Source organism: Streptomyces sp. DSM 15324, assembly GCF_001514285.1.
Classification (GTDB): Bacteria; Actinomycetota; Actinomycetes; order Streptomycetales; family Streptomycetaceae; genus Streptomyces.
Map to the genome: position 1 here is coordinate 142,200 of NZ_KQ949030.1, position 17,155 is coordinate 159,354.

Sequence of the window (17,155 nt, forward strand, 5' to 3'; positions counted from 1 at the left end):
CGCTTGACCGCTGACGCTTGCCCTGCACGAAGACGTCTCTGCGGCTGGACGGTGCGCCGCAGGACGACGTCTCGTTCCTCGGCCGCGAGGTGGTTCGCGGCGTCGGGAAGAGCGACTCGCATGCCGCCGACGTCGCAGAAGACCAGAAAGTAAGTGTAGACAGATGCAACCGACGTTCGTACTGGTTCACGGAGCCTTCGCGAACTCCTTCTCCTTCGCGCCGCTCCAAGCCCAACTCGGCCTCCGCGGACATCGCTCCATCGCCGTCGACCTTCCGGGGCACGGGTTCGCCGCGACGTACCCGCGCGCCTACCAGGCGCCGCAGGACCTCGAAGGGCTCGCCACCGCGCCTGGGGCCATCAAGGGCGTCACGCTCGCCGACAACGCCGCGCACCTGATCGGAATACTGGAGCGGGCCAAACGGAACGGGCCCGTCATCCTCGTCTCACACAGCCGCGGCGGCATGACGGCCACCGTCGCAGCCAACCAGCGGCCCGACCTGATCGACCGTATCGTCTATGTCTCCGCCTGGTGCCCCGTCGACCTCGACGTCAGCGCCTACTATGCCGAGCCCGAGATGGCCACGGTCGACGCCAAGGGGCTGGCATCGGCGATGGTCGGGAACCCTGCCGAACTCGGGCTGCTGCGCTCCAACTTCCGCACCGCCGACCTCGGCATCCTCGCGGCCTTAAAGGCGGCTTTCCTCGCCGACGGAACGGACGAGGAGTTCATGGTCTTCCTCAACACCTTCCAGCCCGACGAGAACCTCGACGCCGGCACACCCGATGACCGGGCGCAGCCCGACAGCTGGGGGCGGATCCCCAGGACGTACATCCGGTTGACCGAGGACGCCAGTGTGCCGCTCGCCATGCAGGACCGGATGATCCGCGAGGGCGACGCGCTGACGCCGGAGAACCCCTACGACGTCCGTACGCTCACCAGCAGCCACCTGAAGTGGCTGGTCGACCCGGCACCGGCAGCCCGAGTGCTGGGTGAAATCGCCGCGCTCTTGCCTGCCGAATCATGATCGGAGTCAGATGAGGAGAGCAGCGGCGGTGACAGTGCCGAGGTAGACGTACCCTCGCTTGTCGTCTTGGCTGGCGACGGCTCTGAGAACGGGACGGGACTGCTGCATGATCGGGTGACAGCGGGGTTTATGCAGCCAGAGCTGCGGGTGGGGTCATGATGGTCTCGTATTCGACGGGGGTCATTCGGCCCAGGCGTCTCTGGCGTCGACGCCGGTGGTAGGTCCGCTCGATCCAGGTGACGATCGCGATCCTCAGCTCCTGGCGGGTGGTCCAGGTGCGGCGGTCAAGGACGTTCTTCTGCGGCAGCGCGAGGAAGCTCTCCATGGCGGCGTTGTCGCCGCGGCCCGACCCGGCCCATCGAGCCGACCAGGCCGTGCAGGGAGAGTATGGCGGCAACCTTGCAGATCCGTGTCGCTGTCATCCACCTCCCGCGTGCGCTGACCGCACCCCGTCCACACGTCAAGCCGGGCTCACGATGATGCCCCGGGCCGTCCGGGCGCCGCTCAGGACGGGGGTACCCGGCTCAGGAAGATGTGGCCGGCCGCGCCGTAGCGCAGGATGTCGTTGGGCCCGGTCGCGGAGGTCGGCTCGCACACGGTGGAGATGCCCAGCCAGCAGCAGCCCGCCCAGCTCGGCACGTGTCGGCGGGTTGCCCGGCCCAGGCTGGGACCTGCACGAATACCGCCATTCTGGTCTCACCCACCTCGGCGAGGCCGGGGCCGGCCTGCCCATGCTGATGGCGAAGTCACGGCACGAGAACCCGGAGAACGTGCGGCGCTGCTTCCCCCCTCGGCGGAGGCGATCGCAGAGGTCACCAGCCTGCTCGCGCCCGGCGACGGTGGACGCTGACGTCTTGGCCAAGGCTGAAGCGTACGACCGAAGCTCGTCGGCCTCACCTATGCGGCGGGGTTCGTGGGCAGGAGCCGGGCGAGCCAGTCGGTGCGGGTTCGGCGGGCTGTGGCCGAGATGTGTGCCTGCGGGTACAGGGCGTCGAATCCGTGGAAGCCGCCTGCCCAGACGTGGAGTTCGGCCTGGCCGCCCGCCGCCCAGATGCGGGTGGCGTAGTCGGTGTCCTCGTCGCGAAAGACTTCGGCGGAGCCGGTGTCGATGTAGGTGGTCGGCAGGCCCGTGAGGTCGTCGGCCAGGGCGGGTGAGACGTATGCGGGTACCTCGTCGTCGGTGAGGTCGCCGAGGAGACAGCGCCATCCGAATCCGTTCATCTCGCGGGTCCAGACGCCGGGCCCGTTCGAGTACTGGAGGCTGGAGGTGGTGGTGTTGCGGTGGTCGAGCATGGGGCCGATCAGGACTTGGGCGGCGATCGTCGGGGTGCCGAGGTCGCGGGCCAGCAGGGTGACGCCGGCGGCGAGGCCGCCGCCCGCGCTGGCGCCTGCGACGATGATCCGGGTGGGGTCGATGCCCAGTTCGGCGGCGTGGTCGGCGATCCAGAGCAGTCCCTGGTAACAGTCGTCGACCGGGACGGTGCCGGTGGACTCGGGCGCGAGCCGGTAGTCGACGGAGACTACGACGGCGCCGAACTCGTCGAGCCACTCCAGCGGGATGTCGATCTGTGAGAAGCGGTCGCCCATGACCATCCCGCCGCCGTGCATCCAGTAGACGCAGGGTGCGGCAGCGGTGCGATCGCTGTTCGCGGGGCTGAAGACGGACAAGGGGATCGGGGTGCCGTCCGGACTCGCAACGGTGACCTCGCGCCGGTCGATGGCGCGACCTTCGAGGAGAGGTTCGACGGGCATCGAGGAGAAGGGGCGTACCTGCGCCAGCACTTCCGGGCTGAGCTGGGACATCAGCGGCATGTCGGCCAGGAGTTCATGCAGTTCGGGGTCGAGGGAGGGGCGTGCTGTGGTCATGTTCGTTGCCTCTCGTGGGTGGTGGCGGGACGGTCGGGCGAGGACGGGGGTCACCTCGGCGGAGCACCGAGGTGGCAGAGGCTGGGGTGTGGGGTGTTCTGCGGGTCAGAGGGCGGATTTGCCGCGGACCGGAACGTAGTCGGTGTACTCGGGGTCCTTGGCGAGCAGCGGGCCGATCTGCGCCGCGATGGCCTGGGCGGTCTTGCCGGCGAAGACGCGGTGGTGGTCCTCCTCGCTGGTCCAGCCTTCGGCGACGTGGACGACGTCGGGGTCGGACGCGGAGCGGGAGACGAGGTAGACGAGGCAGTATTCGCTCGCGCCGGGGCTGCCCTCGTTCAGTCCGGTCAGCAGCAGGTCGATGAGCTGGTCGCCCATACCGGGCCTGGCGGTCAGGGTGGCACTGAAGCCGTAGTCGGCAATCATCGATTCCTTCTCTTCCTCTTCGGTGATGGAGTGCGGTGATTCCATTCAAGCGGGTTGACCTGCGGAAACGTTAGACAGATCCTCGTTCGCACTTGCACGATCCTCGCGACTTTGGGAACCGCGGCGCGGAATGGTGCTGCAATGGACGCATGTACCTCGAGGAACTCCGCACCCTGCTGGCCCGCCATGCGCGGCCCGACTGGACCACCGCCGTCGACGGCGTCCTCATCTCGAAGGTCGACCGCCCTGATCCGCCGGCGCCTTCGATGTCCGGCACGCTCCTGGCGGTCATCGCGCAGGGCGCCAAACGCCTCGCCCTGGGTGAGAGGGTGTTCGAGTACGGGCCCGGGCAGTACCTGGTCGCGTCCGTCGATCTGCCTGTCACGGGGCAGTTCACCCAGGCCGACCCCCAGCAGCCGGCGCTGGGGTTCGGTCTCGTCCTGGAACCGTCCGCCGTTGCCGAGCTGTTGCTCGAGGCCGGGCCCGGAGACGCCCCGCGGGGCAGCGGGGGCGCGCCGTCGGGGATCGCCGTCGGTGACGCTCCGGCCGCGCTGCTGGACGCGGTGGTCCGGCTGTTGCGCCTTCTCGACGAGCCCCGCGACCGGGCCGTACTGGCCCCGCTGGTCAAGCGCGAGATCCTGTGGCGTCTGATCACCGGCGAGCAGGGTGCGACGGTTCGCCAACTCGGCCTGGCCGACAGCAGCCTCAGCCACATCTCGCGGGCCGTGCGCTGGATCCGCGAGCACTACGCGCAGCCCTTCCGGGTCGAGGACGTGGCGCGGCAGTGCGGCATGGGCGTCTCCGCCTTCTACCGCAACTTCCAGGCGGTGACCGCGATGAGCCCCATCCAGTTCCAGAAGCAGATCCGGCTCCAGGAGGCCCGGCTGCTGCTCGCCACCCACCCCAAAGACGTCACCGGAGTCGGCCACCGCGTCGGCTACGACAACCCGTCCCAGTTCAGCCGGGAGTACCGCCGCCAGTTCGGCGCGCCCCCCAGCCAGGACGCCGCCCGCCTGCGTCAGGCCGTGCGTGCCCCGGCAGGTCTCCTGCCCTGAGCTGGGTGGAATTTTGCTGGAGGATCATGCAAGGACTAGCGAGGATAGTTCTACTATCTCTGCAGGTCAGAGCGATTCAATGGGATCACCGGTTCTCCCGTGGAGCAGGAAAATGCCTGCCCACCCGTATGGATCCCACCACATCGCAAAAGGGGCGCAGCATGAAGACGGTTCTGATCACAGGTACCTCATCCGGGTACGGGCGGGAGACCGCCCTCTACTTCCACTCGCAGGGGTGGAACGTCATCGCCACGATGCGGACGCCGCGTCCAGGCGTCCTTCCAGAGTCGGACCGGCTCCGCGTCATCGAGCTCGACGTGACCAGGCCCGAGAGCATCACCGCCGCGTTCGAGGCCGAGGGCCCCATCGATGTCCTGGTCAACAATGCGGGGGTGCCCTTGATCAGCGTGTTCGAGGGCACCCCCATGGCCCGAGCACGGGAGGTCTTCGAGACCAACACGTTCGGCGTGATGGCGATGACGCAGGCGGTGCTGCCCCAGTTCCGCGAGCGTGGCTCCGGCGTGGTGGTCAACGTGACCTCGAGCGTGGTGCTGGGTCACATGCCGCTCTCGGCCGTCTACAAGGCGAGCAAGATGGCCGTCGAGGGGTTCACCGCATCCCTCGCGCTCGAGCTCGCGCCGTTCGGTGTGCGGGCGAAGACGGTCGAGCCCGGCGCCTGCCTCACGACGAACTTCGCGTCCAACGCGACGAAGGGCGCCTCGCTGGACGAGCTGGTCCCGGCGCCCTACGCACCATGGGCGAAGAAGGCCATGGGCGACTTCACGGGCCAGGACCTGTTCACCAAGGAGAGCGACGTCGCCGAGACAGTGTGGCGAGCCGTGCACGACACGACCGGCCAGCTACGATTCCCCGCCGGCCCCGACGCGGTTTCGCTCTCCCAGGCGAAGTGATCAGCCAGCAGGCATCGACGGTCACGCCGCACTGACACCAGGAGCCGGCCCCGCGCCCACGCACCGGGTCGGCTCGCCGTCGGGCGCTCACCCCGATGAACGGGAACCGGACCAACGACGAGAAGCCCGACCCGATATGCCCCCGGGGACCACGCAGGGTCACCAGCGGGCTGGGTTCCTCGGGGTATGACAGCAGACAGTTGAAGACGAGAGCCCACCAGTATCAACCCCCTTCTCCACCAGTGGATGCCGGATGCCGGATGCCGGTCGGAACTGGCCCGAGGCGGGTTACGTTCCGGCCGCCGCCCGATCCGGCGTACCGGAACGCAAGGAGCGTGGCAACCCGGATGCCCAGCGGCATCGACGGCCTCCCCCCTGAGCCGGCTTCACCCGGTGATGATCGATGACCCGAGCGCAGCGACCGAGAAGCCAGGATGTCCTGCCGACGGCCGAAATGATCGGCTCGCAGTCGGAAGCGGTATGTCGGGATGCGACGCGCGCGCCTGCTGTCGCGCATGCGGGGCCGCTCTCGAGCCCATGTGTAGGGATCACCCAACCCGGCGACGGCCACGCTGGTGGTGTGGGCGCGAGCCGGGCGAGGGCCTCCTGAGGGGCGTTCCTGGCCCACGGGCCGATCGCCGCGAACGGACGCGCTCCGCTCAGTACGGCCGAGCACGCGATCAGCAGCACGCTCACGAACGGCGGACGAGACGGGTCGACCGGCAGTCGTCACACCACCGCGACCTGCTACTTCGCAGCATCACTCGGAATGTGAAACCGCTCTGCGTCACGACCCCACAGGCTCTACCAGGTCAACCCGAGTATTCGTTATATCGACATAATGGTTCAATCGTAAAATTCTCCACTCGGTGGTGGATGTCACACTCCATATGAGGTCCGTGCCGAGAAGTCAGTTGTCGTGACTCGTCGCGTGAAATGAACGGTCAGTATCCCTCCGGAAAACGCGCATGATCCGGGGCTCCACGCCGGTTGCCTTTCATTGCTCGTCGCCGTTCCCGTGCGAGCCGGGCGAGCAGTTTCCGCAGGTCATCCGAGCGGATCGATGCCGCGCGGCCCCCCTGCTATTCCACCATCTATCTCCCCCTGCACCGAAAAACACCTAAGGTTTTCTGCCCGGATCCGCATGTGGATGGGCACGTTGAGCAAGGCGATCGGCAGCCTCGGCGGCTACATCGCGGGCCAGGGGCCGCTTGTCCAGTACCTCAAGTTCACCGCCCCCCTGCACATCTTCAGCACGGGCATCTCGCCGGCCAACGCCGCGGCGGCCCTGGAGGCGATCCGGGTCCAGGACGAGCCCCACCGCGTGGCCCGGGTACGGGCTCTGTCCGAGTACTTCCGCGACTCCGCCCGGGCCCGCGGCCTGGACGTCGGCGTCTCCCGGGCCTCTGCGGTGGTGCCGATCATCGTCGGCGAATGGGAGAAGGCCATCGCGGTCTCCAATTGGCTGCTGCGCGAGGGTGTGAACGTGATGCCCATCGGCTATCCCGCGGTGGCACGCGAAGAGTGCCGGCTCCGATTCTTCATCAACGCCGACCACACAGAAGACGACTTGGATCGCTCCCTCGACCTAGTGGAAAAGGCCATGGCAGAGAACGCGGAAAGCATGGAACACACGCCCGCGGGGGCCTCCCCGGCCGGTGCGAACCGGGTGTCGCACGCCGGATCGCAGAGCGACCCGCAGCCCGATCCGGTAGGTGGACCGCAGTTCTGCGCGGGCGCTGGTGCCGACGTCCTGGTGGCGGGCGCGAGCGGGTTCATCGGCAGCCATCTCGTCCGCCGGTTGGCCGAAGGCGGACACCGCGTCAGGGCACTCGTCCGCGAGGGCAGCGACCGCACCGTCTTCGAAGGCGTCGACGTCGAGATCGTGACCGGCGAGCTCGGTGATCCGGAGAGTCTGGACCGGGCTGTCGCCGGTGTGCGACACGTGTACAACTGCGCGGGCATGTCGGCCGACTGGGGCCCCTGGGAGGACTTCCAGCGGATCAACATCGACGGCAGCCGGAACCTGGTCGAGGCCGCGCACCGGGCCGGCACCGTTGAACGGTTCCTGCACGTCAGCACGACTGATGTCTACGGTTACCCGGTCACACCGTGCGATGAATCCGCCGGCTTCAACGACATCGGCCTGCCGTACAACCGCAGCAAGGGACTCGGCGAACAGGCCGTGCGCGAAACCGCCCGCCGGCTCGGCCTGCCGTGCACCGTCGTACGCCCGGTGAGCGTCTACGGGCCGCGCAGCAAGGACTTCGTCATCGAGATAGCGACCCAGCTGCTCAAGGGGCAGATGGTCTACATCGGCGGCGGCAACGTCCCGGCCGGGCTGATCTACGTGGACGACCTCGTGGACGGAATGATCGCCGCGTGCAGGTCCGAGGCCGCGGTGGGCAAGGTGTACAACCTGCGGGACCCTGACCTGACGACCTGGCGCGAGTACATCGACGCCCTGGCCGAGGGGCTGGGGGTGAAGAAGCCCGCGGTCAACCTGCCGTCTCCGGTGGCACGTGGTGTGGCCACGGTCTCCGAGCGGCTGTACGGCGTGCTCGGTGTAAAGGGCCGTCCGCTGCTCACCCGGCACGCGGTGAGCCTGTTCGACCGCGACCAGTCCTACCCGGTCAACCGCGCCAGCGACGACTTCGCCTTCAAGAGCGAAGTCGGCTTCCGCGAAGGGGTCGCGCGCACCCTTGCCTGGCTTGATTCGCCGGAAGGCCGCCGGTATGTCATCCGCTGAGCGCCGGCCGCCGGGGGCGCCCACCGGCGCGACGAAGCCCCGCGTGCACCCTGCACAGCAGACGTCGGGGCCCGCACCGGGCCCGCGGCTTCCCGCCGGCCACTGGTTCCCGGGCCTGGTGCCGGGGAACCCGGCCGAAGCGAACACCTCACCTCTGCACCTGATCTGCTTCTCGTACGCGGGCGGCACCCACTCCGTCTACCGTGACTGGGCGGAGCACCTCGATCCCGGGACGCAGGTCGTGCCCGTCCTGCTCCCGGGTCGGGCACTGCGCCGGCGGGAGAAGCCCTACACCGTGCTGCGACAGTTGGTCTCCGACCTGACGGAGGCCCTGCTCGACCACCGACTGACCCGGAACTACGCCCTGTTCGGTCACAGCATGGGCGCCCTGCTGGCCTACGAGGTGGCCTGTGCGCTGCGCGAGGGCGGCGAGCCCGAGCCTCGGCACCTCTTCGTTTCGGGCAGCCGGGCACCGCAGCTGTACGGCGATCGCTCCCGGCACGTCCTCGACGACGCGGGCCTGCGGCGGCTGGTCCAGGGACTCGGTGGACTGGGCGAGGACCCGGAGATCGGGAGCGTGTTCCTGCAGGGGCGCCTGCCCGTGCTCCGCGCCGACCTGGCCGTCTGCGACACCTACCGCTGGACTCCCCGGCTTCCGTTGAGCTGCCCCATGACCGCGTTCTCCGGCACCGACGACCCCATCGCACCGGCGTACGAGGTGGAGGCGTGGCGCGCCTACACGACCGGTTCGCTGCTGCACCGGCGTCTGGAGGGCGACCACTTCTTCCTCCATGGCCCGGCGATACCCCTGCTGCTGCGGGCCGTCCGCAGCGAACTCGGTTCCCTCCGCGAGCCCGCCGGGGCAGGGCGGATGTAGCACCCGGGGGCCCGTCGAGGCCCCGCACCACCCGGAAACCCAGTGCGACGGATCGGCCCGACCACCTTTCTCATTCACAGGAGTTGACTGTGTTGACATACGATCGCGCGCTCATCACCGGCGCCTCCGCGGGCATCGGTGAAGCCTTCGCCGAACACCTCGCAGCCCAGGGATGTGCACTGGTTCTCGTGGCACGCAGGACCGATCTGCTCAAGTCGCTGGCGGAGCGGCTCACCGAACGGCACGGCGTCGACGTCGAGGTGATACCCGCGGACCTGGCGGACTCGGAGCAGCTCCGCCTGGTGGAGCAGCGCCTGCTGGACGAGGAGCGGCCCGTCGACCTCCTCGTCAACAACGCCGGTATCGGCGAGACCCGGCCCTTCATCGACTGCCCGGTGGACAGCGAGGAAAAGACCCTCCTGGTGAACGCGCTGGCACCGACCAGGCTGTGCCACGCGGCGCTGCGGACAATGGTGCGGCGCGACCGGGGCGGCATCATCAACATCTCCTCCGTCGCCGGCCAACTCATCGCGTATCAGAACAGCACCACCTACGGGGCGTCGAAGGCGTACCTGTGCTCGCTGAGCGAGAGCATCCGGCTGGAAACGAGGAAAAAGGGCTCGAAGGTCGCCGTAACGCTGGTGTGCCCGGGCTATGTGAAGACCGATATGACGACCAAGGACAAGGTCCCGGCGTATGCCTGGGTACCCAAGGAGAAGGTGGTCGAGGAATCCCTTCAGGGCCTGGCGCAGAACAAGCCGCTGGTCGTGCCCGGCACGCTCTACAAACTCGCCGTGTTCGCAGCGAAGTATCTGCCCAGGCCGGTGGTCAGGATGTTCGCCGCGGACGCCCCCAAGGAGGACTGACGGCGGTTCGGGACTCAGCCAGGTTGCGCTCCCACCGACGTGGGCCGCCACGTTCAGAGGACGCCCCCAAGCTCAGGAAGTCGGAGTTCGATCGCGTGAAGGTGATGGACTGTACCGGCCTCGCCGCCGCGCTCTTCGACGAAGGCGAGGTGGAGCGGGGCACCACCGCGGCCGACCAGGCGCTCGACAACGCTGCCCGCATCGACGCCACGCTGGTCGCCTCCTGACTCAACACGCTGCTGGACGCGGCCCGCGCGAGCACGGTCGCGGCCTGAGACCAGCAACTCCATGGACATCTATTGCCGTCACCGCCCGCTGCACGGTGGCGGCGGCCACCTCCGCCCCGACGCACCGCGGGGCCTGGAGGAGTGGGACGGCTTCGCCTACGCCCCCGCCGGAACCGCCGACCACCTCGCCGCCTCCACCGGCTCGCGGGCCTGCCGGGTGCGGCCGTCCGGCAGCGGTACGACCCTCGTTCTTGGGGATCGCCGGCACGTAGCGCACCCGGTGCTCCTCCAGCCAGGCGCGCCGTGCGCGGTACTGCCCGTACGCCTCGTCGGCCAGGAAGTAGGTGAGGGGCACGCCCGTCTGCGGGTGGCTCGCGCTCGGCGAAGAGACCGAGGGGCGCTGTCTCCCGGCCTCGTTCGGCCTGTGTCATCGCCCCTCGGGACTACGCTGTTCCTGAGGCTGACATGACATGTCGGTGGTCGTAACTGGTTGGCGAACGGCTCGAGCGGTGTGGACCAGCCCGTGGAACGTGCGGGCCCAGCGCGGCAAGCTGTGGGAGACCATGGTCACTGGGAGAGTTCAGACAGAGGACGGCGATGTCCTGGCACTGGGAGCGCTCGCTGACGGGCTCGCCACCCGGAGGCATGACGCGGCCTCCGGTTCAGCCGCAAGTTCCGGTTGGGTCGGTATCCTGCGGCCAAGGTGGCCGAAAGCCGCCCATCTGGAAGTAAGCACCATGACCACTCCCCCGCCGCCGGTCTCGGAGCCCGACCCGTCCCCGCTCACCTGCCCGGCGACCGGGTCGGCGTGTGCGCCGGGTGCCAGCGCAAGACCCACAAGTACGGCAGCAGCGGCGCGCCCGTCCCAGCGCTACCTCGGCATCCGTCCCTGACCAACCAGGCGGCGTAGCCGGTCGGGTGACAACACCCGGACAGGGGAACCTCCGCCGGTGCCGGCCCGTCCTGCCGTGCATGAGGCAGATCAACGACGCGCACGTCACCGTGCCGGGCCTGGCTGTGGTGGAGGTCGCGGCCGCCGACGAGGCGACCGCGTTCGCCATCCAGGAACTCCTCGGCGCGCGACGTGCAGCATGATCGGCGCGCGGCGGAGTGTTTCACGAGCGACCACCACTTATGGACGTGTCCTGTCTCCACGATGCGTAGGCAGGGCCAATCGGGCCGTTGGTTGACCTTCCCCTTGGGGGAGCCCACACCATCGGTGGGGCCGGGCGACGTGCCCGGCACGAGGAGGAACGAGCATGGGGTTGCTGACCATCGGGGTGTTCGCGAAGGCGTCCCGGCTGTCGCAGAAGGCGCTGCGTCTTTACGACGAGCTCGGCCTGCTGTCCCCCGCCCGCGTCGACCCGGTGACCGGCTACCGCCTCTACGCACCGGAACAACTGGACGAGGCCCGACTGGTCGCCTGGCTCCGTCGCCTGGGAATGCCCCTGGCCCGCATCCAGTACGTCCGCAGGCTGAATGCAGGTGCGGCAGTCCAGGAAGTCCGCGCCTTCTGGGCCCAGGTCGAAGCCGACACCGCCGCACGGCGGGACCTTGCCACCTTCCTCATCGACCACCTGTCACGGAAGGACCCCGCCATGTGCCCGACCGCCAAGCCCCTGGGAATCCGTTGCGCGGCGCTTTCCGACATGGGTCTTGTCCGCGAGAGCAACCAGGACACCGCCTATGCCGGACCCCGCCTGTTAGCCGTCGCCGACGGCTGCGGCAGCCAAGGAGCCCCCGCCAGCGCAGCCGCCATCGACGCGCTCAAGCACCTCGAAACCGACAACATCCCAGCCGGCAATCTTCTCGACGTCCTCGAAGACGTCATCGAACAGGCCCAGCAGGCCGTGCACGACATCGCCGAGAACGGCTCATCACCCAAAGGCACCGGCACGACGCTCACCGCGATGCTCTGGACCGGGTCACAGCTGGCACTGGTCCACATCGGCGACTCCCGCGTCTACCTCCTGCGCGAGGGAGAACTGTTCCAGATCACCCACGACCACACCGTGGTCCAGTCAATGGTCGATGAAGGACGCCTCAGCCCGGAAGAAGCCGCCTCCCACCCCCAGCGGTCACTGTTGATACGCGCCCTGGGCCAAGGAGCCAACACCACCCCCGACCTACGCCTGCACGACGCCCAGCGGGAAGACCGCTACCTGCTCTGCTCCGACGGCCTGTCGACGGTCGTGCCGACCCCGGACATCCGCCGAGCGCTCTCCGAGATCAGCGAACCCGAACTGGCCGTCCGTGAACTCATCACGCTCGCCAACGGCTCCGGCGGCCCCGACAACGTCAGCTGCGTAGTCGCCGACGTCCTGGAGCTCCAGGGGGTTGCGACGCCTGCCTGACTGAGTGTTCCGTTGCTCTGCTTTGCTCCGAGCGGAAGGAAAGCAGACGGACATCCCCTCCTTGCACAGTCGGTTCCTTAGCGACGCGCTTCCGGATCCGGCAGGATGCGCGCGTGGCCAGCGTGGCGCTCACCGGGTCCATCGTGAGAGGCCGCCCCGGTCATACGGGAGCGGCTCGTGCTGAGCGGCTCCTAGGCCTCCCTGGTGGCCGGCTTCACGGGCGAGCACGTCGGCGAGCCGCGCGTGATCATCACGCTCGTCGGGCCGCCTCTCCTGCACGTCGACTTCAAGTTCGTCCGGGCTTCCGACTTCGCCGAGCGGACCGAGGACCCGGAGATCCTGCGGGACCGGGACGGCCTCCTGGCGCAGACCTGGCTCACCGGCCCACAGTCACTCAACGTGGCCGGACCACAGAACATGAGCCAGAACCGAGAAAAATGACAGCGGCCGTGCGATGGCCGGCCCTGTCGTCGCATCCACCGGTCGAGGACTGGGCTCGATCACAGCCGGGTGGCCAGCCAGATGGTCACGGCCGCGGTAACGGTGAGCCCGGCGTTCAGTGCGATTCGGCGGTCTTCGCCAGTCAGGTGGACGGCGATCGCGCCGGTCTGCAGCAGTACGAAGCCGATGGCCGCGGCCGTCGCCAACGAGGGAGCGATACCGGTCAGCGGGGGCAGGATCAGGCCGGTCGCGCCGAGCAGTTCGACCGACCCCAGCGCCCTGAGGGCAAGCAGGGGTATACGGTCGACCCAGGCCATCATCGGTCGGAGTTGATCGCGGCTGCGGATCACCTTCAGCGTGCCGGCGTAGACGTAGAAGACGGCGAGCGGTCCCGCGACGATCCAATAGGCGATATCCATGATTCCCGTTCATGGGCCACCGGCTCACGGCGACCCGTCGATTGCGTCGATTGCGTCGATTACCAGAAGAGCCACCGGTCAGGCCCAGTTCGTCATCCGAGGGGTTCGGACACCGAAGGGCGGCAACGCCACCGTCCTGCCGGTCGAAAGAAGGGTGGCCGTGCCGTGCTGTGCCGTCGGCTTCAGGCGAGGTCTGTGGCGGGCTCGGTCGCGTAGCGGCTCATCGCGTCGATGTTGGCCTGTGGCGTCAGCGGCCGGCCGCCGGCAAGTGCTTCCTGGAGGTCCCGGAAATACTGCACGTACAGGTCGGGGGTGAATGTGCTGAGCATGACGGCGGGTTGGTCGGTCAGGTTGGCGAAGGTGTGCGGGGTACCGGGCGGAACCATCACCAGCGTGCCCGTGGCGGCGTCATAAGCCTCGCTCCCCACGGTGAACCGCACGGTGCCGGACAGGACGTAGAAGCCCTCGTCGTGTCGGGCGTGGCGGTGCTGCGGCGGTCCCTGGGTGTGCGGGGCGAGGACGGACTCGGCGATCGCGAGGCGGTGCCCGGTGTGGCTGCCATCCTCCAGAACCCGCATGCGAGTGGTACCCAGAACGAGCATCTCGCCATCGCCGGGACCCGTCACCGCTACAGCGGGGTGGGTCTGCGGCTCGCTGGTCTTCGCTTCTTCGGTCATGCTCACGAGTTCACCGCCGAGCCCCCAGGGCTGTCCAAGACCTGTCCCGCAGCGCCGATACCTCATGGGTATCGTTGCAGCGTGGAGCTACGTACCCTGCGCTACTTCGTAGCGGTCGCCGAGGAACTCCACTTCGGCCGGGCCGCCACCCGGCTGCACATGAGCCAGCCTCCGCTGAGCCGGGCGATCAAGCAGTTGGAGGCCGATGTCGGGGCCCAGCTCTTCACCCGCTCGCCTGCCGGCGTCACGCTCACTCGGGTGGGCACAGTGCTGCTCGACGAGGCGCGGGCCCTACTCGACCATGCCGACCGCGTCCAGGTACGCCTGAATGCGGCGGCCGGCGCCGCGACCATCACCATCGGCATCCTGGGCGACGGCACCGACCCGGGAGTGGCCAGGCTCGCCGCCGCCTACCGCCGACACCACCCCGGCATCGACATCCGCATCCGCGACACCGATCTGACCGACCCAACCTGCGGGCTGCACGCCGGACTGGTTGACGTCGCACTGACTCGAGCGCCGTTCGACGTCACTGCCCTGACGGTGCGTGCACTGCGGACCGACCCGGTCGGCGTGGTCCTGCGCGCCGACGATCCGCTGGCCCGCCGCGACGGGCTGCGGCTGGCCGACCTGAGCGACCGCCGCTGGTTCCAGTTCCCGCAGGGCACCGACCCCATCTGGCAGGCGTACTGGAACGGCGGCAGACCGCGCCAGGGACCAGTGGTGCGCGCCGTCCAGGAATGCCTGCAGGCGGTCCTGTGGAACGGCACGGTGGGCCTGGCCCCGCTCGGACACGACCTGCCCACGGAGCTGGCCGTGGTACCGCTGATCGACATGCCGCCGAGCCGAGTGGTGGCGGTGTGGAACGAGGGCGACACCAACCCGTTGATCCGCTCCTTCGTCGAGATCGCGACGACCGCGTACCGTCACTGAGCACCGGAAACCGGTGCCGCCCCAACTCGTGAACCATGCGAACGCCACAGCCCCAGGGACCACCTCCCCAAGTGGTGGACACCTGCTGTTCCTTCTCGCGTACGGAGCCACACGGCGAACACGGCCCCGAGAGTTACCCGGCGCTACAAGTCCGTTCGCCGTAGCTACACGAGAACAGGACCTCGACTCCTGCGGGTTCACCCAAACTGAAGGATTCTTGGTGGGAACCCAAGGGTCGATCTCCAGCACGAGCGTCTCGCCGCGGTGCAGGAGCATCCCGGTGGGCCACAGGGCGAGGTCGAGCTTGACGACCTGCCCCACGCTGACGCGTTCCTCCCGCGCGTGGGTCGGGTGCGGCTCGAGTTCCGTGGACCGCTCGGGATCGAGGGCCCGGTGCGAGGCCCGGATGCGTCCGACGGGTCCGGCATAGGCCACCGCGGAGGGCAGCTTTCCCTCCTGCGCGAGCAGGTCCGCGAAGGCGCCTGCTCCCACACCGGGGAACGGGAAGTGATACAGCACGTTGCCGTCAGCATCGGTCTGGCCCTACCACGCCCATACGGTGCGGGTGACCTGCACAGACGCAGCGGCGTCGCGGCGAGGCTCGCGCCTAAGGTGCCGCAGGAGAAGGCGCGAGGGTTGACGCAAGAGATGTTGCCGCTCGGCCGGGCAGTGGCCTGGCCCGTCAGCCGGGCGCCACTTCCGAGAGCAGCGCCTGGACCCGGGTCTCGATCGCGTCGCGGATGGGGCGTACAGCCTCGACGCCCTGGCCGGCCGGGTCGTCGAGCTGCCAGTCGAGGTACCGCTTGCCGGGGAAGACGGGGCAGGTGTCGCCGCACCCCATGGTGATGACCACGTCGGATGACTGGACGGCCTCCACCGTGAGGATCTTCGGGGTCTCAGCGGAGATGTCGATGCCGACTTCGCTCATTGCTTCGACCACGGCCGGGTTGACAGTCTCCGCGGGAGCAGAGCCGGCCGAGCGGACCTCGACGCGGTCGCCCGCGAGGTGTGTGAGGAAAGCGGCGGCCATCTGGGAGCGGCCGGCGTTGTGGACGCAGACGAACAGCACCGACGGACGCGGCGCGACGGAAGTGCTCATGAGCAGGGCCTTCTCGGGAGAACGGATCGGTCAGGAGACGGCGGGTTCCGGCTCGCCGGGCGAGACGACGACCCCATCCGCACCGGAGCAGGGCGGCCGTAGACCACGGCGACGGCCCCCAGCCCGAGCACGGTTCCCAGCAACTGGGCCGCGATGAACGGGGCGACGGAGGCAGGGGCGATACCGGCGAAGGTGTCGGTGAACGTCCGGCCGATGGTCACCGCCGGGTTCGCGAAGGACGTGGAGGAGGTGAACCAGTACGCGGCCCCGATGTAGGAGGCCACTGCGGCCGGGGCGAGTGCGGCGCGGCCGATCTGGTCGAGTCCGAAGACCAGCAGGATCAACCCGCCCGTGGCGACGACCTCCCCCAGCAGCAGGTAGCCGGACCGTTCATGGGCGGAGAACTTGACCAGCGGCTTGGCGAACATCGCATCGGCCAGGACCGCGCCGCCGATCGCGCCGGCGATCTGGGCGGGTACGTACGCGACGACGTCCCGCAGGGCCAGAGCGTCGGGATCACGACGACGGGTGAACCAGGCGGCAAGCGTGACGACCGGGTTGAAGTGCGCGCCGGACACGGGCCCGAGCAGCAGGATGAGCACACCCAGGCCGAAGACCGTCGCGAGGGAGTTGGCGAGCAGCTGCACACCGACGTCGCGGGACAGCTCGGTGGCCTGGATGCCGGAGCCGACGACCACCGCCACCAGCGATGCGGTGCCGATCGCTTCGGCAGCGGCGCGGCGGCCGAGGGAGGCTTTCACGCGGTGGCTCCGGTGGGCTGCGTGGTGGTCAGGAACGCGGCGAGCTTGTCGAGGACGCCGGGCAGCACCCAGTAGTAGACCCAGGTGCCGCGGCGCTCGCAGTCGATCAGCCCGGCCTGGCGCAGGAGCTTGAGGTGGTGGGAGATCGTCGGCTGGGACAGGTCGAAGGCCGGGGTCAGCTCGCACACGCACACCTCCCCGTCCTGGCCGCGGGAGGCGATCATCGACATCAGGCGCAGCCGGACCGGGTCGCCCAGGGCCTTGAAGACTTTCGCCAGGTCGGCGGCCTGATTCTCGTCCAGGGGCGCGGCGGCGAGGCCAGGGCAGCAGGCTGCGTCCCCGCTGATCACCTTGAGTTCTTGTTTCGACATGCCTCTATGTTGACGTTTTTCGATCCAAGGCGCAAGGTTGCATCAATGAACGTCAATACAAGCCGTTCCGGGTCGTGCTGCGACCCGTCATCTGGGAGT

Annotated in this window: 20 protein-coding genes and 3 pseudogenes; 13 read left to right on the forward strand and 10 right to left on the reverse strand. The window is 68.7% G+C overall.

The window, feature by feature from the left end:
- Positions 1-163 precede the first annotated feature (163 nt).
- Positions 164-1,027 (forward strand): alpha/beta fold hydrolase, encoded by an 864-nt coding sequence (locus AQJ58_RS24910; protein WP_067253715.1) that lies wholly within the window; start codon positions 164-166, stop codon positions 1,025-1,027.
- A gap of 127 nt (positions 1,028-1,154) precedes the next feature.
- On the opposite strand, the pseudogene AQJ58_RS24915 reads toward AQJ58_RS24910, so the two are convergent.
- Both AQJ58_RS24915 and AQJ58_RS45460 read right to left on the reverse strand, forming a co-directional pair.
- Positions 1,155-1,428 (reverse strand): annotated as a pseudogene (locus AQJ58_RS24915) (integrase core domain-containing protein); the annotation flags it as partial.
- Between the two features lie 103 nt (positions 1,429-1,531).
- Positions 1,532-1,666 (reverse strand): hypothetical protein, encoded by a 135-nt coding sequence (locus AQJ58_RS45460; RefSeq protein WP_267892097.1) that lies wholly within the window; start codon positions 1,664-1,666, stop codon positions 1,532-1,534.
- A gap of 14 nt (positions 1,667-1,680) precedes the next feature.
- Here AQJ58_RS45460 and AQJ58_RS44775 point away from each other — a divergent pair.
- Positions 1,681-1,877, forward strand: a pseudogene (locus tag AQJ58_RS44775) (hypothetical protein); the annotation flags it as partial.
- Between the two features lie 47 nt (positions 1,878-1,924).
- On the opposite strand, the gene AQJ58_RS24920 reads toward AQJ58_RS44775, so the two are convergent.
- Positions 1,925-2,893: an alpha/beta hydrolase gene (locus AQJ58_RS24920; RefSeq protein WP_067253719.1), complete on the reverse strand. Its 969-nt coding sequence runs from the start codon at positions 2,891-2,893 to the stop codon at positions 1,925-1,927.
- A 105-nt stretch (positions 2,894-2,998) separates the two neighbouring features.
- Positions 2,999-3,316, reverse strand: coding sequence for a putative quinol monooxygenase (locus AQJ58_RS24925; RefSeq protein ID WP_067254235.1), 318 nt, complete (start codon positions 3,314-3,316; stop codon positions 2,999-3,001).
- Between the two features lie 149 nt (positions 3,317-3,465).
- Here AQJ58_RS24925 and AQJ58_RS24930 point away from each other — a divergent pair, with 149 nt between their 5' ends.
- The 10 genes from AQJ58_RS24930 to AQJ58_RS43940 all read left to right on the forward strand — a co-directional run bounded on the left by AQJ58_RS24930 (position 3,466) and on the right by AQJ58_RS43940 (position 12,796).
- Positions 3,466-4,371, forward strand: coding sequence for an AraC family transcriptional regulator (locus AQJ58_RS24930; protein ID WP_067253722.1), 906 nt, complete (start codon positions 3,466-3,468; stop codon positions 4,369-4,371).
- A 161-nt stretch (positions 4,372-4,532) separates the two neighbouring features.
- Complete coding sequence (locus AQJ58_RS24935) at positions 4,533-5,282, forward strand: SDR family oxidoreductase (RefSeq protein ID WP_067253724.1); 750 nt, start codon at positions 4,533-4,535, stop codon at positions 5,280-5,282.
- Between the two features lie 1,063 nt (positions 5,283-6,345).
- The gene (locus AQJ58_RS41440) at positions 6,346-8,031 is read left to right on the forward strand and encodes an aminotransferase class I/II-fold pyridoxal phosphate-dependent enzyme (RefSeq protein ID WP_079079198.1); all 1,686 of its coding nucleotides are present in this window, start codon (positions 6,346-6,348) and stop codon (positions 8,029-8,031) included.
- A 43-nt stretch (positions 8,032-8,074) separates the two neighbouring features.
- Positions 8,075-8,908: a thioesterase II family protein gene (locus AQJ58_RS24945; protein ID WP_234360281.1), complete on the forward strand. Its 834-nt coding sequence runs from the start codon at positions 8,075-8,077 to the stop codon at positions 8,906-8,908.
- Between the two features lie 92 nt (positions 8,909-9,000).
- Positions 9,001-9,774: an SDR family NAD(P)-dependent oxidoreductase gene (locus AQJ58_RS24950; RefSeq protein ID WP_159056328.1), complete on the forward strand. Its 774-nt coding sequence runs from the start codon at positions 9,001-9,003 to the stop codon at positions 9,772-9,774.
- A gap of 104 nt (positions 9,775-9,878) precedes the next feature.
- On the forward strand, positions 9,879-10,001 hold the full coding sequence (locus tag AQJ58_RS45465; protein ID WP_267892089.1) for a hypothetical protein: 123 nt from the start codon (positions 9,879-9,881) through the stop codon (positions 9,999-10,001).
- A 61-nt stretch (positions 10,002-10,062) separates the two neighbouring features.
- The gene (locus AQJ58_RS44780; RefSeq protein ID WP_079079201.1) at positions 10,063-10,470 is read left to right on the forward strand and encodes a DUF6087 family protein; all 408 of its coding nucleotides are present in this window, start codon (positions 10,063-10,065) and stop codon (positions 10,468-10,470) included.
- Between the two features lie 503 nt (positions 10,471-10,973).
- Positions 10,974-11,096, forward strand: coding sequence for a DUF6207 family protein (locus tag AQJ58_RS44785; RefSeq protein ID WP_324613821.1), 123 nt, complete (start codon positions 10,974-10,976; stop codon positions 11,094-11,096).
- A gap of 164 nt (positions 11,097-11,260) precedes the next feature.
- The gene (locus tag AQJ58_RS24955) at positions 11,261-12,355 is read left to right on the forward strand and encodes a MerR family transcriptional regulator (RefSeq protein ID WP_067253729.1); all 1,095 of its coding nucleotides are present in this window, start codon (positions 11,261-11,263) and stop codon (positions 12,353-12,355) included.
- Positions 12,356-12,559: 204 nt separating this feature from the next.
- The gene (locus AQJ58_RS43940) at positions 12,560-12,796 is read left to right on the forward strand and encodes a hypothetical protein (protein ID WP_067253731.1); all 237 of its coding nucleotides are present in this window, start codon (positions 12,560-12,562) and stop codon (positions 12,794-12,796) included.
- Between the two features lie 59 nt (positions 12,797-12,855).
- Here AQJ58_RS43940 and AQJ58_RS24965 read toward each other — a convergent pair whose 3' ends face one another.
- Both AQJ58_RS24965 and AQJ58_RS24970 read right to left on the reverse strand, forming a co-directional pair.
- On the reverse strand, positions 12,856-13,215 hold the full coding sequence (locus tag AQJ58_RS24965; protein ID WP_067253733.1) for a DoxX family protein: 360 nt from the start codon (positions 13,213-13,215) through the stop codon (positions 12,856-12,858).
- 182 nt (positions 13,216-13,397) lie between these two features.
- Positions 13,398-13,892: a cupin domain-containing protein gene (locus AQJ58_RS24970; RefSeq protein ID WP_199844672.1), complete on the reverse strand. Its 495-nt coding sequence runs from the start codon at positions 13,890-13,892 to the stop codon at positions 13,398-13,400.
- Between the two features lie 81 nt (positions 13,893-13,973).
- Between AQJ58_RS24970 and AQJ58_RS24975 the strand changes: the two genes are divergently transcribed.
- Positions 13,974-14,825 (forward strand): LysR family transcriptional regulator, encoded by an 852-nt coding sequence (locus tag AQJ58_RS24975; protein WP_234360282.1) that lies wholly within the window; start codon positions 13,974-13,976, stop codon positions 14,823-14,825.
- A 246-nt stretch (positions 14,826-15,071) separates the two neighbouring features.
- Here the strand turns inward: AQJ58_RS24975 and AQJ58_RS46005 are convergent.
- The 4 genes and pseudogenes from AQJ58_RS46005 to AQJ58_RS24990 all read right to left on the reverse strand — a co-directional run.
- Positions 15,072-15,344: pseudogene (locus AQJ58_RS46005) on the reverse strand (CocE/NonD family hydrolase C-terminal non-catalytic domain-containing protein); the annotation flags it as partial.
- A gap of 163 nt (positions 15,345-15,507) precedes the next feature.
- A complete protein-coding gene (locus AQJ58_RS24980; RefSeq protein ID WP_067253738.1) occupies positions 15,508-15,924 on the reverse strand; it encodes an arsenate reductase ArsC in 417 nt (138 codons plus the stop codon).
- Positions 15,921-16,685: an aquaporin gene (locus tag AQJ58_RS24985; protein ID WP_079079203.1), complete on the reverse strand. Its 765-nt coding sequence runs from the start codon at positions 16,683-16,685 to the stop codon at positions 15,921-15,923. Before AQJ58_RS24985 ends, AQJ58_RS24980 begins: the two co-directional genes overlap by 4 nt.
- The gene (locus AQJ58_RS24990) at positions 16,682-17,056 is read right to left on the reverse strand and encodes an ArsR/SmtB family transcription factor (RefSeq protein WP_067253740.1); all 375 of its coding nucleotides are present in this window, start codon (positions 17,054-17,056) and stop codon (positions 16,682-16,684) included. The genes AQJ58_RS24985 and AQJ58_RS24990 overlap by 4 nt, the downstream gene beginning before the upstream one ends.
- Positions 17,057-17,155 lie beyond the last annotated feature (99 nt).

Excerpts from the sequence above, each read along its gene's own strand:
- AQJ58_RS24910 (WP_067253715.1), top strand. The coding sequence starts at position 164 with ATGCAACCGACGTTCGTACTGGTTCACGGAGCCTTCGCGAACTCCTTC.
- AQJ58_RS24920 (WP_067253719.1), bottom strand. The coding sequence starts at position 2,893 with ATGACCACAGCACGCCCCTCCCTCGACCCCGAACTGCATGAACTCCTG.
- AQJ58_RS24925 (WP_067254235.1), bottom strand. The coding sequence starts at position 3,316 with ATGATTGCCGACTACGGCTTCAGTGCCACCCTGACCGCCAGGCCCGGT.
- AQJ58_RS24930 (WP_067253722.1), top strand. The coding sequence starts at position 3,466 with ATGTACCTCGAGGAACTCCGCACCCTGCTGGCCCGCCATGCGCGGCCC.
- AQJ58_RS24935 (WP_067253724.1), top strand. The coding sequence starts at position 4,533 with ATGAAGACGGTTCTGATCACAGGTACCTCATCCGGGTACGGGCGGGAG.
- AQJ58_RS41440 (WP_079079198.1), top strand. The coding sequence starts at position 6,346 with ATGCCGCGCGGCCCCCCTGCTATTCCACCATCTATCTCCCCCTGCACC.
- AQJ58_RS45465 (WP_267892089.1), top strand. The coding sequence starts at position 9,879 with ATGGACTGTACCGGCCTCGCCGCCGCGCTCTTCGACGAAGGCGAGGTG.
- AQJ58_RS44780 (WP_079079201.1), top strand. The coding sequence starts at position 10,063 with ATGGACATCTATTGCCGTCACCGCCCGCTGCACGGTGGCGGCGGCCAC.
- AQJ58_RS44785 (WP_324613821.1), top strand. The coding sequence starts at position 10,974 with ATGAGGCAGATCAACGACGCGCACGTCACCGTGCCGGGCCTGGCTGTG.
- AQJ58_RS24955 (WP_067253729.1), top strand. The coding sequence starts at position 11,261 with ATGGGGTTGCTGACCATCGGGGTGTTCGCGAAGGCGTCCCGGCTGTCG.
- AQJ58_RS24965 (WP_067253733.1), bottom strand. The coding sequence starts at position 13,215 with ATGGATATCGCCTATTGGATCGTCGCGGGACCGCTCGCCGTCTTCTAC.
- AQJ58_RS24970 (WP_199844672.1), bottom strand. The coding sequence starts at position 13,892 with ATGACCGAAGAAGCGAAGACCAGCGAGCCGCAGACCCACCCCGCTGTA.
- AQJ58_RS24980 (WP_067253738.1), bottom strand. The coding sequence starts at position 15,924 with ATGAGCACTTCCGTCGCGCCGCGTCCGTCGGTGCTGTTCGTCTGCGTC.
- AQJ58_RS24990 (WP_067253740.1), bottom strand. The coding sequence starts at position 17,056 with ATGTCGAAACAAGAACTCAAGGTGATCAGCGGGGACGCAGCCTGCTGC.